Below are 16,166 nucleotides of genomic sequence, written 5' to 3' on the forward strand. Positions count from 1 at the left end.
GTGGGCCGTTCCTAACGTGAGACCCGAAAGGAAGGAGTCCGGGATGCTGGACCGGCTGAACCAGGCCATGGAGCACATCGAGGCCCACCTCGACCAGCCGATCGACGTGGCAGGTCTGGCACGCATCGCGATGACGTCGGAGTACCACCTCCGGCGGATGTTCTCGGCTCTGGCGGGTCTCCCGCTGTCGGAGTACATCCGGCGCAGACGGCTCACCGTGGCGGGCGCCGAGGTGCTCGCGGGTGACCGGACACTGCTGGACGTCGCGACCCGCTACGGCTACGGCTCGGGCGAGGCCTTCGCCCGCGCGTTCCGCACCATGCACGGCGTGGGCCCGGGCGAGGCCCGGCGGACCGGTGCGGCGTTGAACTCCCAGCCCCGGATGTCCTTCCGCCTCGTCATCGAAGGGAGCAGCAGCATGCGATACAGGATCGTGGACAAGGACGCGTTCCGCGTCGTCGGCAGGAGGGCCCGTGTGCCACTCGTCCACGAGGGGGCGAATCCGGCGATCGCCGACTTCATCCGGTCCCTCCCGAAGGACACGGTGGAGCGCATCGCCGCACTGGCCGACCAGGAACCCGCGGGGATCGTCGGGGTCAGCGACCAACTCGACCCGAGCCGGGCGGAGGGGACCGAACTCGACTACTACCACGGGGTGGTGACGGGTGCCGAGGTGCCGGAGGGCATGGAAGCCCTGGACGTCCCGGCCGGTCTGTGGGCCGTCTTCGACAACTCCGGCCCGTTTCCGCAGGCGCTCCAGTACCTGTGGCGGGACGTCTTCACCCAGTGGTTCCCGTCGAACCCGTACGGGAGCAGGCCGGGCCCCGAGATCCTGAGTGTGCGGCTCTCCGAGAACGGGACGCAGGCGGACGCGGAGCTGTGGATCCCCGTGGAGCGGTCCTCCGCCTGAGCGGTGCCGTTCCGGCCGCCGGGGGCACGGCTAAGGGGCGCCGCCGCCGAGCTTCTCGCGGATCCAGGTGAGGCCGAAGTCCAGGACCTCGCGGGCCTCGAAGAGGTGGCTTTCGGCGGCGCCCACCTTCCCCCGGCGCCCGATCCCGGCGGCCAGCATGTCCCGGACGATCGTCTCGAACGGGTCCTGTCCGGCGGGCGTGACCGAGGAGTAGTCGAAGGCCCCCTCCGACGAGTCGATGTCGCGGAACCGGCGCCAGACGCGCCGCCCGCCTTCCAGGACCGGCTGCTCGTACTCCACGAACCGTTTGCCCGGCGCGTCGGCGAGCGCTTCGGCGTGGTGCAGGAGGGTGAGGGTCTCCAGCGGCGCCCCAAGCATCAGCACCCGCCCGTCCAGGGCGACCAGCCGGGCGAGCGGACTGCCGGGTCCGTGCGGGTCGTCCCACGGGTGGTCGGACATCAGCTCGGCGCCCGCCGCCCCGAGCGCCGCGAGGCTCACGTCGGGGTGCCGGCTGCGGACGGCCCCCGGCCACCGGCGCAGGGCCTCCGGGAGGCGGCCGTTGTCATGCTCCGCCTCACTCAACAGCGGGTCGTACGGCGGGTGCTCGGCCCGTACGGCGTCCTGCCAGGGCTGCGGCCAGCCGGTCAAGCCGTACGGCAGGGCGTCGTTCCAGCCGCAGGTCACCATGAGGGTTCCCCGCTCACCCACGACCTCGACGAGAGCGCCGATGACGGTCTGCGGACCACCGGCCACGTATCCGAGGGCGGACATCCGCGTATGGAACATCACCGTGTCACCCTCGGCGAGACCGAGCGCGGCCAGGTCCCGGACGAGCCGGGCACGGGTGACGGGACCGTCGGCGCGTGCGAGCAAGGTGGCCTGGTGCGAGGGCGGTTCGTCCATGGGGGCGACGCTACCGCTCGCTCGCGCGGGCGGGGGTCAGGCGACGAACTGCGGCGCTGGACCGAACTCTCCGGCGCGCGCCCGGCATCACCGGCGAGAACCGCACGGAACCGGGCACCACCGGCAAGAACCGCACGGAACCGGCCACCAGCGGCTACGGTCTCCCGGGCCTGCTCCGCCGGTGACCCCTTCCGGAGCCCGCAGTCGGAGGGCGAGGTGCACCGCAGCCACCGGCCGGTTCCGGCCATCGCGCCGTTCACAGAGACTCCACAGACTCCGGGAACCGCACCGCGTGGTTCGGCCGTCCTCACGCCCGAACCACCGCACGGCTACAGCGGGTGCCGCGCGGGACGCGCCAGGTATCCAAGGAGCAGCATGACCGTCCACGGCAGCACCAGACCCCGGAACGGCCGCACGGGCGGCGCGATATCCCCGTCACCGCGCGGCGCTCGTACGGCCCTTCGGAACTGCGCGAAGGGGGTCCTGGTCCTCACGCTCGCGCTCGGGGCGACCACGGCGTGCGGGCCGTTCTCGGACAGCGGCAGTGGATCCTCGAAGAGGGGTGGCGGGTCGTCGGGCGGGGGCAGCCACGCGGCGAAGGACTGGAAGGTCGGCGACTGCGCCGGACCGGACACGAGCGAGTCCAAGGACGGCTTCCAGCCGCTCGACTGCGACGACCCGAAGGCGACGATCAAGGCGCTCGAGGTCAAGGACGGCGAGATGTTCGCCGGAGCCGTCGAATGCCCGGCCGGCACCGACGAGATCATCTCGGTGAAGGTGTCCTTCGGCGGGGACGCGAGCGCCGGCCTGCCCAGCAAGACCATCTGCGGCCGTAACCTCTCCGACGACCACCCCGGCGACGCGGGCGCGGGCGGCGGCCAGCTCGTGGTGGGCGACTGCGTGGACGACCAGGCGAAGGAGGTCGCCTGCGCGAGCGGCGGCAGCAAGGTCCTCGCCCTGACCAAGACCGCCGAGGAGTGCCCGGCGGCGGCGGACAACCCCATCGAGCTGTTCCCGAGCCCGGGACGTCCGTACGACGCGATCTGCACCAGCAAGGCCTGACGGCTCCTCACGCCGAGCCCGGCCGCGCTCCGGCATGCCTGACGTGCCGACGACGGGCCCGCACCCGGAGGTGCGGGCCCTGCGGCATGTCACGCCGCACCACCACGACTCCCATCTCTGCGCGATGTCTTGACGTGCCCCTGCCGAGATGGCTTTATGGGAGCGCTCCCATCAAGCCATCCGATGTTTGCGTCACCCGGCACCCACCTTTCTGGAGTCGCAGTGAGATCAGCAACGAGCACGGCACGAAAGAGCCCCTTAACCGTCCTGATGAAGGGCCTCGCCACCCTTCTCGGCGTCGTCCTGCTGGGCGGGCTCGGCCCTGCCGCGGCGCAGGCCGATCCCGTACGGGCGGAGGCCGCCGCCACGGGCCTGCACATCAGCGACGGCCGTCTGCTGGAGGGCAACGGCAACGACTTCGTCATGCGCGGCGTCAACCACGCGCACACCTGGTACCCGGGCGAGACGCAGTCCCTGGCCGACATCAAGGCCTTCGGCGCCAACACCGTCCGCGTGGTCCTCTCCGACGGCCACCGCTGGACGAGGAACGGCCCCGCCGAAGTCGCGGGCATCATCGCCGACTGCAAGACCAACCGGCTGATCTGCGTACTGGAGGTGCACGACACCACCGGGTACGGAGAGGACGCGGCAGCGGGCACGCTCGACCACGCGGCCGACTACTGGATCAGCCTCAAGGACGTCCTCGCGGGCCAGGAGGACTACGTCATCGTCAACATCGGCAACGAGCCCTGGGGCAACACCGACCCCGCCGGCTGGACCGCTCCCACGACCGCCGCGGTCAAGAAGCTGCGCTCCGCCGGCTTCGCCCACACGATCATGGTGGACGCGCCCAACTGGGGCCAGGACTGGCAGGGCGTCATGCGCGCCAACGCCCAGGCCGTGTACGACGCCGACACCACGGGCAACCTGATCTTCTCGATCCACATGTACAGCGTCTACAACACGGCCCAGGCGGTCACCGACTACCTGAACGCCTTCGTCGACGCCGGACTCCCGATCCTCATCGGTGAGTTCGGAGGCCCGGCCGACCAGTGGGGTGACCCGGACGAGGACACCATGATGGCCACCGCCGAGAAGCTCCGCCTCGGCTACCTGGCATGGTCCTGGAGCGGCAACACCGACCCGATCCTCGACCTGGCCATCGACTTCGACCCGAGTCGGCTGAGCTCCTGGGGCGAGCGCATCTTCCACGGCGCCAACGGCATCGCGCAGACCTCCGAGGAGGCCACCGTCTTCGGTGGCGGCGGCCCCGGCGACACCCAGGCCCCCACCGCCCCCGGCACCCCGGCCGCCTCCGCGGTGACGGCCACCTCCGCCACCCTCACCTGGACCGCGGCGACCGACAACGTTGCCATCGCCGGGTACGACGTCGTCCGGGTCAGCGGCGGCACCGAGACGACGGCCGCCTCGTCGACCACCAACAGCGTCACGGTGACCGGCCTCACCGCGGACACGGCGTACACCTTCGCCGTCTACGCCCGCGACGCCGCCGGCAACCGCTCGGCCCGGTCCGCCACGGTGGGCGTCACCACGGACAAGAGCGGCCCCACGCCGGGCGTGGGCTGCTCCGTCGGCTACCGGGTGGTCGGTGAGTGGCCCGGTGGATTCCAGGGCGAGATCGTCATCCGCAACACCGGCACGAGCACCATCAACGGCTGGAACCTCGGCTTCGCCTTCGCCAACGGCCAGACGGTCTCCAACATGTGGGGCGGAACGCCCACCCAGAGCGGCTCCGCGGTCAGCGTCGCCCCCGCCGGATACACGGCGCAGATCGCGGCGAACGGCTCGGTCACACTCGGATTCACCGGCACCAAGGGCAGCACCAACACGGCCCCGACGGCCTTCTCACTGAGCGGCACCACCTGCACGAAGGCCTGACCAGGGCCTCCCCGGCCGGCAGGGGCCACCACTCCTGCCGGCCGGCTCCTTTCCCCGCCCCCCTTCCCGAAACCCGGGCCGCCGGTCATGATCACGCAATGCGGACGGACGACACGGCGCGAGAACTCGTCCGGGCGGCGGAGGACGGCGATGCCGCCCTGGTGGCCGGTCTCCTCGACGAAGGGGTACCGGCCGATCACCGGGCTGACGGGCGCACCGCACTGGACCTGGCGGTACGCCACGGCCACGGCGAGGTGGTGCGCCTGCTCCTCGCCGCAGGCGCCGATCCGGAGCAGGAGGCGGGCGAGTGGGGGGAGCTGACGGTCCTCGCCCTGGCGGCGACGTACAGCAGGACGGAGATCGTGCGCAGCCTGCTCGACGCCGGAGCACACCCGGACCAGGAGTGCCGCACCGGTTTTCCGCTCCTGTTCGCCGCCTCGTCCGCCGTCCCTGGCCCGACCTGCCCGGAGGTGGTGGACCTGTTGCTGGACCGGGGCGCCGACATCGGGCTGCGGCTGAGGGACCTCACGGCCCTGGAGTGGGCCGTGTGGTTCGGGCGGGTCGACATGGTGAGCCAGTTGCTCCGCCGGGGCGCGGACCCTTCGGGCGCCGCCCTGGAGCTCGCCGTCGAGCGGGGCCGACGCCTTCCGGCGTCACGACGGGACTGCGCACTCATCATCGGGGCCCTACGCGACGCGGGCGCTCCTGGGAGGATGGCCCCGTGATCCGCGACCTGTACAACGTGCACCCCATGGGGCCCGGCTCCGGGCCCACCCCGCTGACGAGCGACGAGGAACAGCGCGCCAGAGCGACCCTGTTCACCGAGCTGGGCAACGCGCTCGCCGATCGGGGCTGGACCCGCTTCCCCGCGTACACCCCCGAGGAGCGCCGGCGGCTCGTCGCCGTGGGCGGCATGCTGAGCGCGCACTGGGGCATCCCCGTCACCGTCGAGGCGGAGGACCCGTGCGCGATGCGCCTGTCCCTCGCGGGCCACGCGCTGGGTGCCTGACACCCCAGGTCATCATTGCGGCATGACGCTGCACACAACTCCCTATGAATCCCTTGTCGTTGTCGACGTCCAGCGGGCGTTCGTCCGCGGTGACAACGCGCTGCCCGAGGCGGCGCGCCTCGTGGACCTGACGGCCGGACTGATCGCTCGGGCACGGTCGGCCGGGGCGCTCGTCGTCCACGTCCAGAACGACGGAGCGGCCGGCGCGGACGACGAACCCCACACGGACGGCTGGGAGCTGCACCACCCGGTCGAGGCGGGGCCCGCCGAGGTGGCGATCCGCAAGACCCATGACGACGCGTTCCAGGAGACCTCGCTGGAGGACCTGTTGACCGCGTCCGGGGTGCGGTCGGTGGTCGTCTGCGGCCTGATGTCGGAGATGTGCGTGCAGGCGACGGCCCGTACGGCGGTGGCGCGGGGCTACCGGGTCGCCCTGCCCCACGACGCCCACGCGACGTACGACATCCCGGCGGAGCCCGGCATCAGCCCCGCGGTCCCGGCCGCCATGGTCTCGCGGGTCGCCGCCTGGCCCTTGAGCAGGGACGCCGATGTCACCGCCCGGGCCGCCGACGTCACGTTCACCGCTCCCCGGTCCACCGCCGGCTGACGCCGTCCCACCGAGCCGTCCACACCGAAAGTTTTCGAACGTTTCGACGCATTGACCGAAATTATCGAAGCGGCTAGCCTGCCGCTCGAATCCCCCCGGACCCGGTGAACGCGCTGTCCGCATCCACGGATTCACCCTGCTTCCCCCACCCAGCAAGAGGGAGCACCACCGTGATCCGAAGATCGTCGATCCTCAGCCTGTTCACCGCCGCCGCGCTCACCGCAGCGGTCGTCTCCCCCGCGCTCGGCGCCGGGGACGGCCGCGGTCCGGGCAGCTCACCGGCGCCCGACGAGCGCAACGCCCGCTGGGTGAGCACCTGGACGTCCATGCCGCAGCTGACGGAACCGGGCAACATGCCCCCGGCGCCGTTCACCCGGGCCGACTCCGTCCTGACCGATGCCACGCTGCGCCAGACGGTCCATGTCTCCGCGGGCGGTGAACACGTCCGGCTGCGCTTCTCGAACGCTTTCGGAGGGGCCGCGCTGCCGATCACCAAGGTCTCCGTGGCCCTGCCCCTCGACGGCAAGGCCGGCACGAGCGCCGTCACGGCCGGGACCACGCGCCCCGTGACCTTCCAGGGCCGCTCCTCGGTGTCGGTACCGGTGGGCGCCCAGGCGGTCTCGGACCCACTCGACTTCCGTCTCGCGCCGGGGTCCGACCTCACCGCGACGGTGTATCTGGCGACCGGCCAGGCCTCCACCTCCATCACCTCGCACCCCGGCTCCCGTACGACGTCCTACCTGCGGTCCGGTGACCACGTGGCCGACGCGGACCTGCCCGGCGCGACGCCCACGGACCACTGGTACTTCCTCAGCGGCGTCGAGGTCTGGTCCAGGAGCACCACCTCGGCGGCCGTGGTGCTCGGTGACTCGCTCACCGACGGCCGGGGCTCCACCACCAACGGGAACGACCGCTGGCCCGACCAGTTGCAGAAACGGCTGCGGTCCGGGGCGGCGACGTCGAAGACCGCCGTGGTCAACCAGGCGGCCGGCGGGAACCGGCTGCTCGACGACGGCCTGGGCCCCAACGGGCTGGCCCGCCTGGACCGTGACGTCCTCGCACAGAGCGGCGTGGACCGGCTCCTCGTCTTCGAGGGCGTCAACGACATCGGCACGGCCGGAGCCACGCCCGCCGCGCAACAGCAGGTCGCGGCCGACGTCATCGCCGCGTACGAGCAGATCATCACCCGGGCCCACACCCAGGGCATCCGCGTGTACGGGGCGACGCTGACCCCGATCGGCGGCAACACCGCGTACGACGACCCGGCCGGCCACCGCGAGCAGGCCCGGCGGACGGTCAACACGTGGATCCGTACGAGCGGGCGCTTCGACAGCGTGATCGACTTCGACCGTGCCGTCCGCGACCCCGGGGCGCCCCGGCAGCTCCGGGCCGACCTGGACACGGGCGACCACCTGCACCTCAACCCCACGGGCTACCGGGTCATGGCCGAGGCCGTCCCCGTCCACCTGTTCCGTCAGACGCCACTGCCCCGGGGGTTCGGCTACAACTGAGCGGCGCCGAGACATGCAGGACCCTCACTGCAGGAGCCCGCCCGCCCTGAAACCACCCCGACACGCACCCCGGCGCCCGCCCCCGCACCGTCCCGTCTGCTGAGAGGCTGCCGCCATGGCCTCTCTGCCCCGGTTCACCCCCATGCTCGCCACCCCCGGCCGCCTTCCGCCCGCCGCCGTGGACGAGCAGTGGGCGTACGAGGTGAAGCAGGACGGCCAGCGGGCCATGGCGTATCTGCCGGGGGACGGGACGGTCCGGCTGCTGGCCAGGTCCGGGGCCGACATCACCCCGGCCTACCCGGACCTGGCGGCGCTGGGCCCGGCGCTCGGCGGCGTAGCGGCGGTGCTGGACGGCGAGATCGTCGCGCTGGACGACCAGGGGCGCAGCGACTTCGAGCGGCTCCAGCAGCGGATGGGGCTCTCCGGCTCGCCCGCGAAGGCCGCGCATGCGGCGCGGCGCGTCCCGGCGCACCTGGTGCTGTTCGACGCCGTGTTCCTGCGGGGCAGGAGCCTCACGCAGCTGCCCTACACGGAGCGGCGGGCGGCGCTGGAGGCGCTCGGGCTGGAGGGGCCGCGCTGGTCGACCCCCTCGGTGGTCGTCGGACACGGTGAAGAGGCCCTGACCATGACGCGGGAGGCCGGGCTGGAGGGCGTGGTCGCGAAGCAGCTGACCTCGACGTACGAGCCCGGGGTCCGCGCCCGTACGTGGATCAAGATCCGCCACGCCCGCACGGTCGACGTGATCGTCGGGGGCTGGGTGCCCGGACGCGGCCGGCTGGGCGGGCTGCCGGGGGCGCTGCTCGTCGGCGAGCGGCACCCCGGAGGCCTGCGCTACGCGGGCAGTGTCGGCACGGGGTGGAGCGACGCCGAGCGGACCAGGCTCGCCGAGCTCCTCCGGGTCGCCGCGGTCGACGCGTGCCCCTTCGACGAGACCCCACCGGTCGCGGGCGCGCACTGGGTGCTGCCCCGGCTGGTCGGCGAGGTGCGGTACTCGACGCGGACGAAAGCGGGACGGCTGCGCCAGCCCTCCTGGCACCGGCTGCGCCCGGACCTGGCTCCGGACGACATCGGATGACTGCGGCAGGGGGCGACGCAGGGGCTGAGGCGACGGCCGGGGTCAGGAGGCCGTCCGCTTCTTCGCCGCCGTCTTCCTGGCCGGCTGCTTCTTGGCCGCCGCCTTGCCCGAGGCCCGCTTCTTCGCCGCCGGAGCCGCCTTCTTCCGGGCGCGGGGCTTGCCGGGCGTCATCTCGTGGACGGTCGCGTCCTCGCCCCGCGTCTCCTTGGCGGCCTTCACCGACGCGTTCAGCGCGGCCATCAGGTCCATGACCTTCCCCGGCTCCTCCTCGGCCTCCCCCGCCGCCGCCGGGAGCGCCTTGCCCTCGGACTTGGCCGCCAGGAGCTCCTCCAGCGCCTCCCGGTAGTGGTCACGGAAGCCGGAGATGCCGTCCAGGGCCATGCTCTCGGTGAGCTGCACGGCACGCTCGATCTCGTCCTCGTCCAGCTCGGTCTCCCGGGGGGCCAGGGACTCGGGGCTGCGGATCTCGTCCGGCCAGCGCATCGAGTGCAGCACGATCGCGTCCTCCCGCACCCGCAGCAGGCCGAGCCGCTCACGGTTGTGCCAGGCGAACTTCGCCACGGCGACCTTGTCGCTGCGCTCCAGCGCCTTCCGCAGCAGGGTGTACGGCTTCGCCGCGACCTGGCCGTCGACCGCGAGGTAGTAACTGTCGCTGATGCGTACGGGATCGATGTCGTCGGCGTCCACGAACGCGACGATCTCGATGGCCTTTGCGGTCGGCAGCGGCATCCGGTCGAGTTCCTCGTCCGTGACGGGCACGGTCCGGTCCTTGGCGACCTCGTACCCCTTGCCGATCTCCTCCTGCGAGAGGACCTCGCCGTCGATCTCGCACACCTTGCGGGTGCGGATCCGGCCCATGTCCTCCTGGTGGTACTGGTGGAAGGAGATCGAGTGGTTCTCGGTGGCGGACACCACCTTGATGGGGATGGTGACCAGCCCGAAGCTGATCGCTCCGGTCCACAGGGGCCTCGGCATCCGGTTCCTCCAGACCCCCCTGGCGGCTGGGCCGGGAGGCGGACCGGCGCGCCTGGAAGGGAGAGACCGACCCGAGAGGGCCGAGGCGCCACCGGGCCACCGCCCGTATCCACGATCCTCGCTCCCCCGCCCGTGGACCGCATGTGGATCACGGGACGCGGTCACCGGGGCGCGCCCCTGGGCCACGGGCGTCCGCCGGGGCGCCCGGCCACCGGGGCCGAGGGGCGCGATCCGGGACGAGGGCGTGCGCGCAACGGAACAGCGTCCTCGCACCGGGTCGTCGTGCCGGGTGCACCCGGCACGTGCCGGATACACCAAGCCGCCGTGCCGGTCCGAGAGCACCGCGCCACCGCGCACGCCCCCTGCCGGCCGACTAGTCGCGGATTCCCGCGTACGCCGACGGGGATATCCCGCCCTCCGCGCCGGACGTGCCGCCCGCGACCCAGATCCGGCCGGCCTCGTCGGTCGCGGCGCCGTACAGGAACCCGGCGCCGGGCAGTGCCGCGACGCGCGTGAGGACACCGCGCTTGTTGAGCTTGAGGACGTAGTTTCCGGACGGGCTGACCTCGGGATCCATGGACTCGCCGACGATCACCGGCCGGCCCCCGCGGTCGAAGGTGACGTCGAACAGCTGGCCGGTCTCGGCGGGGGTGCGGACCGTGCGCCACGCCTGCCCGTCGAAGTGCAGCACCACGGGGCGGCGCCACAGGGTCTCGTCCCGCACGTGGCCCACGGCCCAGATGTCATCCGGCGCCGCGACCTCGATGCCGTCGAAGAGCGCGTCCTTGAGCGCGCGCGGGACCCGCTGCTCGGTCCAGGTGGTTCCGTCGAAGCGGGAGATGCCGTCGCCGATGGCGAGGACGACTCCTCCGGGCCCGGCCTCCAGCTGGGAGACCCAGCCGAGGCCGGTGTCCGCGGGAAGGACGCTCCAGTCGCCGCCCCCGTCACCGCGGAAGAGGACCGGCACGTACTGCCCGGCCGCGTCGGCGTAGCCGCCGATCACCCACACCGACCCGTCCGCGTCCACGTCGACCGCCGACAGGGACGTCCCGTCCGCGCCGTCCGGGAACGGCAGGACGGCCTCGCTCCACGCGGATCCGTCCCAGTGCTGGAGCAGCGCCCTGGTGTGGCCCCCCTCCTCCTCCTGGCTGCCCACGGCCCACACCTGGTCGGGTGCGCCGACGGCGAGGTCGTCCAGACGGGCGCGCTCGACGGGCTGCGCGGGGGCCTCCCATCCCGTACCGGTCCAGCGCAGCGCCACGGGCGCGAAGGAGCGGGTGGTCGCGTCGTTCCTCAGACCGACCGCCCAGGTGGCCCCTCCGGCGGTCTCGACGTCGAACAGCACGGCGCCGTCGCTCTCCGGCGGGCTGATGTCACGCCAGGCCGCGCCGCCGGCCGAGGCCGGCGCGGCCGCGGTGGTGAGGGCGACGACCAGGCCGACGGCGAGGGCGGTCGCTGTGCGGGGAAGAGAAAGGAACATCGGTGGGCATCCTTGAAGTGGTGGGAGAAGTAAGCGAGTTGCTCTCACACCTCTGATGCGCCGGCGGGACGGAAACGTTACGTCCCGCCGCGGACCGTCCCCTCACCAGGCCCGCACCGAGCCCCTCCCCGCACGCGGTCACCAGGCGGCGGGACCGTCCGCGTCGAAGAATCCTCCGGTCGGACCGTCGGCGCCGACGAGAGCCATACGGACGATGACCTCCGCTCCGTCCTCCACCGTCTTGGGGCCCGAGTGACCGTTGAGGTCGGTGGCGGTGTAGCCGGGGTCGACGGCGTTGAACCTGATGCCCGGGAAGGCCTTGGCGTACTGCGACGTGACCATGACCAGCGCCGTCTTGGACGAGTTGTAGTCGAGCGCCGCCACGGAGAACTCCACGCGGGTCGGGTCGTTCGTCGCCGCCAGTGAGCCGAGGCCGCTGGACACGTTCACGACGACCGGCGCCTTCCCGGCCTCCAGCAGCGGCAGGAACGCCCTGGTCACGCGTACGGCGCCGAAGACATTGGTCTCGAACGTGCTCCGCATGTCCGCCCCGGTCACCTCGCCCACCGGCTTGCGGACGCCGACGATCCCGGCGTTGTTGACCAGGACGTCCAGCCCGCCCGCGTCCTTCCGTACGAACGCGGCGGCGGCCTCGACGGACTCCTCGTCCGTGACGTCGAGCTGCACGAAGCGCGCGCCGAGCCGCGCCGCGGCCTCCTCCCCGCGCCGGGCGTCACGCGCCCCGGCATAGACGGTGTGTCCGGCCTCGATGAGCCGGCGGGCGGTCTCGTGGCCGAGGCCCTTGTTCGCCCCGGTGATGAGTGTGGTGGTCATGGTGGCGCTCCCGTGTTCGGCAGTACGTCGGTCGATGCCTCCAGCCTGCTCGGGGACGCGGAAGACAGGCAGTACCCGCCTCAGCGGGTGGACTGCCGGTACCAGGCTGTGAGGCGGCCCCGCACGGATACTGGAGGGGTGAGCGCATCCGAGCAGGAACCGTCCAAGGCCCCGAGGACCCCTTCGGGAGCGCGGGGCCCCAACGACCTGGGCAAGGCCCTGCACGGCTGGCGCGACCGGATCTCCCCCGCCACCGTGGGCCTCCCGGCCGGCGGGGTACGACGGTCGGCGGGGCTGCGCCGCGAGGAGCTGGCCCAGCTCGCCTCCCTGTCCGTCGACTACATCACCCGCCTCGAACAGGGCCGGGCCACCTCACCCTCGCCGCCGGTCCTCGCCTCGCTGGCCCGCGCCCTGCGCCTGTCCGGCGACGAACGCACCTACCTGTACCTGCTCGCGGGACAGCCCGAGCCAGGCCCCGGCCACATCTCGTCCCACGTCCCGCCCGGGCTCCGCAGGCTGCTCGACCAGCTGAACGGCGCCCCGCTGAGTGTCCACGACGCCGCGTGGAACCTCCTGGAGTGGAACCCGTCCTGGGCGGCCCTGCTCGGTGATCCGTCCGCCCTGCGCGGCCGTGAACGCAACATCCCCTGGAGGCACTTCACGGGCCGGCCCGGCCGCGCCCGGCCCACCCCCGGGCAGCGCGCCGAGTTCGAGGCCGCGATGGTCGCCGACCTCAGGGCGGCCACCGCCCGCTACCCCGCCGACCAGGGGCTGCGCTCCCTGGTCAAGGACCTGCGGGAGGAGAGCACCCGCTTCGCGGAGCTGTGGGAGTCGGGCATCGTGGGCGTCCACGAGTCATCGAGCAAGACCATCGACCACCCCGAGGTCGGCCCGCTCACCCTCGACTGCGACGTCCTGGTCGCGCCGGGCAGCGACCTCCGGGTCGTCGCGTACACGGCGGCACCCGGCAGCGAGGCCGCCGCCCGGCTCGGTCTGCTCGACGTCATCGGCACCCAGGCCATGACGTGAACCACCGCGCGGCGCCCTCTCAGCCCTTCAGGGCGTAGGCCGAGTTCGGACCTGCCGCGATGGCGGTGACCCCGGACTTCACCGAGCTCGGGGTCGACGCGTCACTGCGTCCGCTGCCCCAGGCGAGTACCTTGCCGTTCTTCAGCGCCAGGCTGTACCACTCGCCCGAGGCGATCGCCGACACCCCGGACAGGGCCTCCTGAGGCACCGTGGTCTGGCTGTAGCGGTTGTCGCCCCAGGCGATGACCTTGCCGCCCTTGAGCGCCAGGCTGTGGAAGAGGCCGCCGGCGACCTCGTCCACACCGGACCGCGCCTCCGCGGGCACCGTGGTCTGGCCGAAGTAGTTGTCGCCCCAGGCGATCACCCCGCCGTTCTTCACGGCGAACGCGGTGTAGAGGCTCCCGGACGTGGCGGTGACCCCCGACAGGGCTTCGGCGGGGACGGTCGTCAGGCCGTTCCAGTCCCGGCCCCAGGCGATCACCTCGCCGTCCTTCAACGCCAGGCTGACCAGGCCGGCTCCCGCTATCGCGTCCACGCCGGACCGGGCCTCGGCGGGCACATCCGTCTGTCCGTACTCGTCGCTGCCCCAGGCGATGACCTCGCCGTCCTTGAGCGCCAGGCTGTGGTCGTCCCCCGCCGCGATGGCGTCCACACCCGACTGTGTCGCGGCGGGCATCGTCAGCTGGCCGTCGAAGTTCGCTCCCCAGCCCAGCACCCGGCCGTCCTTCAGCGCCAGCCCGTGGACGTACCCGCCCGCGATCGCGTCGACGCCCGACTTCAGCTCGGCCGGAACGGTGCCCTCGCCGTAGTCGTTGTTCCCGCCCCAGGAGATGACCGCGTCCGCGGCGGGCGCCACCACGGACGGCTCGGCCGCGGCAGCGGGGCCGCCTGCCATGACGGCCAGGAGGCCGCTCATCAGCAACGCTGCTCCGCATCTGTGGAGTCGGACGATTCCGTTCGGCATGGATCAACCCTCGCAAGGTCGTCGTGGATCCCGGGTGTGTGCCTCATCCAAGTCCAACAGAGCGCCCTCCAGAGGGAGTTAATCGGCCAACCGCGGGCGCGAGAGAACCACGAGAGCGCATGCGCCCCAGGGGTAACAGCTCCGGATCCAGGGGAATCCGCGCCGCACTTTTCGTATCTGCTTCAAACGCGCTATAAATGAGCAACTTCGAGCACCATTCGCCTGGGTTCACGCAGCCCGCATCCGCGAAGGACGCCCATGCCGCTCATATCCACCGGTGAGATCACGCACGGCGCACGGACCGGCGCGACCGGCGTCGGAGCCTTCAACGTCGTACAGATCGAACACGCGCAGGCCATCGTGGGCGGGGCGGAGACCGCCGGACTGCCGGTGATCCTTCAGATCAGCGAGAACACCGCCCGCTATCACGGCGCCCTCGAACCGATCGGGCTCGCCTCGCTCGCCGTCGCCCGCGCCGCGGGCGTGCCCGTGGCCGTGCACCTCGACCACGCCGAGTCGGCCGGGCTGGTGCGCGAGGCCGTCCGGCTCGGCTTCACCTCCGTCATGTTCGACGCGTCGGCGCTCCCGTACGACGACAACGTCGCCGCGACCCGCGAGATCACCGCCTACTGCCACGACCACGGCGTCTGGGTGGAGGCGGAACTCGGCGAGATCGGCGGCAAGGACGGGGCGCACGCCCCCGGCGTGCGGACCGATCCGGACGAGGCGCGGGCGTTCGTCGAGGCCACGGCCGTCGACGCGCTGGCCGTGGCCGTCGGCAGTTCCCACGCGATGCTGACCCGCGACGCCGTCCTCGACCTCGCCCTCATCGCCCGGCTGCGCGACGCGGTGGGCGTACCGCTCGTCCTGCACGGTTCCTCGGGCGTCGGGGACACGGGCCTCGCCGCGGCGGTCGGCGCGGGCATGACGAAGGTCAACATCTCGACGCACCTGAACAAGCTGTTCACCAGGGCCGTACGCGCCCACCTGGACACCCACGCCGATGCCGCCGACCCCCGCGCCTACCTCGGCCCCGCGCGCGACGCGGTCGCCACGGAGGTGGCACGCCTGCTGGACGTCCTGGCCCGGCCCGCGGGATAGGGTTTGCCGCGAGCAAGGAGGACCAGGTGGCGGCACACACCCGATGGACCCGGCTGCTGGAGATCCTCAGCGACCAGGGCCACCTCGACGTACTCGACGCCGCCGAACAGCTCGGCTGTTCCGCCGCCACCGTGCGCCGCGACCTGGACGAGCTGGCCCGGCAGAACCTGCTGACCCGCACCCGGGGCGGCGCGGTGGTGAGCGCCGTCGCCTACGACCTGCCGCTGCGCTACAAGGCGGCCCGCCGGGCCGACGAGAAGCAGCGCATCGCGAAGGCCGCGGCCGAACTGGTCCCCACGGGTTCCACCGTCGGCCTCAACGGCGGGACGACGACCTCGGAGGTCGCCAGGGAGCTGGCGCTGCGGCCGGAGCCGTCGGGCGGCGGCACGGCGCTGACCGTGGTCACCAACGCGATCAACATCGCCAACGAGCTGGCCGTCCGCCCCCAGGTGAAGATCGTCGTCACCGGCGGGGTGGCCAGGCCGAACTCGTACGAACTCGTCGGGCCCCTGGTCGACTCCGTCCTGCGCACCTTCGCCCTCGACTACACGATCCTCGGTGTGGACGCGGTGCACCCCCGCTTCGGAGCGGCCACGCACGACGAGTCCGAGGCCGGCGCCAACCGTGCCCTCGCCGAGTGCGCGGGCACGGTCATCGTCGTCGCCGACTCCTCCAAGCTCGGCCGCCGCGCCTTCGCCCAGGTCTGCGGGACCGACGCGGTGTCCGTCCTGGTGACGGACAAGGACGCGCCCGAGGACGTCGTCGAGCAGTTCACCGCCCTGGGGATCGACGTCCTGCGGGTGTGAC

16 protein-coding genes are annotated in these 16,166 nt (G+C 72.5%); 11 read left to right on the forward strand and 5 right to left on the reverse strand.

Annotated features, from left to right (window positions below; genetic code table 11):
* Positions 1–43: 43 nt before the first annotated feature.
* A complete protein-coding gene (locus tag OG488_RS14185; RefSeq protein WP_329229291.1) occupies positions 44–910 on the forward strand; it encodes an AraC family transcriptional regulator in 867 nt (288 codons plus the stop codon).
* Positions 911–940: 30 nt separating this feature from the next.
* Here OG488_RS14185 and aac(3) read toward each other — a convergent pair whose 3' ends face one another.
* Positions 941–1,813: an aminoglycoside 3-N-acetyltransferase gene (aac(3), locus tag OG488_RS14190; RefSeq protein WP_329229293.1), complete on the reverse strand. Its 873-nt coding sequence runs from the start codon at positions 1,811–1,813 to the stop codon at positions 941–943.
* Between the two features lie 375 nt (positions 1,814–2,188).
* Here aac(3) and OG488_RS14195 point away from each other — a divergent pair, with 375 nt between their 5' ends.
* The 7 genes from OG488_RS14195 (at position 2,189) to ligD (ending at position 8,976) form a co-directional block, all read left to right on the forward strand.
* Complete coding sequence (locus OG488_RS14195) at positions 2,189–2,875, forward strand: hypothetical protein (RefSeq protein WP_329229295.1); 687 nt, start codon at positions 2,189–2,191, stop codon at positions 2,873–2,875.
* 270 nt (positions 2,876–3,145) lie between these two features.
* Entirely contained in the window at positions 3,146–4,774 is a 1,629-nt protein-coding gene (locus tag OG488_RS14200; protein ID WP_443074217.1) for a cellulase family glycosylhydrolase, read from the forward strand.
* Positions 4,775–4,872: 98 nt separating this feature from the next.
* Positions 4,873–5,499: an ankyrin repeat domain-containing protein gene (locus tag OG488_RS14205; protein ID WP_329229298.1), complete on the forward strand. Its 627-nt coding sequence runs from the start codon at positions 4,873–4,875 to the stop codon at positions 5,497–5,499.
* Positions 5,496–5,783 (forward strand): hypothetical protein, encoded by a 288-nt coding sequence (locus tag OG488_RS14210; protein WP_329229300.1) that lies wholly within the window; start codon positions 5,496–5,498, stop codon positions 5,781–5,783. The genes OG488_RS14205 and OG488_RS14210 overlap by 4 nt, the downstream gene beginning before the upstream one ends.
* Before the next feature lie 22 nt (positions 5,784–5,805).
* Positions 5,806–6,390, forward strand: coding sequence for a cysteine hydrolase family protein (locus tag OG488_RS14215; protein ID WP_329229302.1), 585 nt, complete (start codon positions 5,806–5,808; stop codon positions 6,388–6,390).
* A 170-nt stretch (positions 6,391–6,560) separates the two neighbouring features.
* Positions 6,561–7,901: an SGNH/GDSL hydrolase family protein gene (locus OG488_RS14220; protein WP_329229303.1), complete on the forward strand. Its 1,341-nt coding sequence runs from the start codon at positions 6,561–6,563 to the stop codon at positions 7,899–7,901.
* Positions 7,902–8,016: 115 nt separating this feature from the next.
* Positions 8,017–8,976, forward strand: a complete 960-nt coding sequence (ligD, locus tag OG488_RS14225; protein ID WP_329229305.1) for a non-homologous end-joining DNA ligase — start codon at positions 8,017–8,019, stop codon at positions 8,974–8,976.
* Between the two features lie 42 nt (positions 8,977–9,018).
* Here the strand turns inward: ligD and ku are convergent, their stop codons facing one another.
* From ku to OG488_RS14240, 3 genes are all read right to left on the reverse strand, one after another.
* The gene (gene ku, locus OG488_RS14230) at positions 9,019–9,951 is read right to left on the reverse strand and encodes a non-homologous end joining protein Ku (protein ID WP_329229307.1); all 933 of its coding nucleotides are present in this window, start codon (positions 9,949–9,951) and stop codon (positions 9,019–9,021) included.
* A gap of 373 nt (positions 9,952–10,324) precedes the next feature.
* Entirely contained in the window at positions 10,325–11,431 is a 1,107-nt protein-coding gene (locus OG488_RS14235; RefSeq protein ID WP_329229308.1) for a hypothetical protein, read from the reverse strand.
* A 138-nt stretch (positions 11,432–11,569) separates the two neighbouring features.
* On the reverse strand, positions 11,570–12,265 hold the full coding sequence (locus tag OG488_RS14240; RefSeq protein WP_329229310.1) for an SDR family NAD(P)-dependent oxidoreductase: 696 nt from the start codon (positions 12,263–12,265) through the stop codon (positions 11,570–11,572).
* A 138-nt stretch (positions 12,266–12,403) separates the two neighbouring features.
* Between OG488_RS14240 and OG488_RS14245 the strand changes: the two genes are divergently transcribed.
* A complete protein-coding gene (locus tag OG488_RS14245) occupies positions 12,404–13,294 on the forward strand; it encodes a helix-turn-helix transcriptional regulator (protein WP_329229311.1) in 891 nt (296 codons plus the stop codon).
* A 19-nt stretch (positions 13,295–13,313) separates the two neighbouring features.
* Here OG488_RS14245 and OG488_RS14250 read toward each other — a convergent pair whose 3' ends face one another.
* Positions 13,314–14,210 carry an RCC1 domain-containing protein gene (locus tag OG488_RS14250; protein ID WP_329229313.1) on the reverse strand — a complete coding sequence of 299 codons (897 nt, stop codon included), beginning with the start codon at positions 14,208–14,210 and terminating at the stop codon, positions 13,314–13,316.
* A gap of 306 nt (positions 14,211–14,516) precedes the next feature.
* Here OG488_RS14250 and OG488_RS14255 point away from each other — a divergent pair, with 306 nt between their 5' ends.
* Entirely contained in the window at positions 14,517–15,359 is an 843-nt protein-coding gene (locus OG488_RS14255) for a class II fructose-bisphosphate aldolase (RefSeq protein ID WP_329229315.1), read from the forward strand.
* A gap of 26 nt (positions 15,360–15,385) precedes the next feature.
* Positions 15,386–16,165 carry a DeoR/GlpR family DNA-binding transcription regulator gene (locus OG488_RS14260; RefSeq protein ID WP_329229316.1) on the forward strand — a complete coding sequence of 260 codons (780 nt, stop codon included), beginning with the start codon at positions 15,386–15,388 and terminating at the stop codon, positions 16,163–16,165.
* Position 16,166 lies beyond the last annotated feature (1 nt).

Source organism: Streptomyces sp. NBC_01460 (assembly GCF_036227405.1).
In the GTDB taxonomy this organism is placed as follows: domain Bacteria; phylum Actinomycetota; class Actinomycetes; order Streptomycetales; family Streptomycetaceae; genus Streptomyces.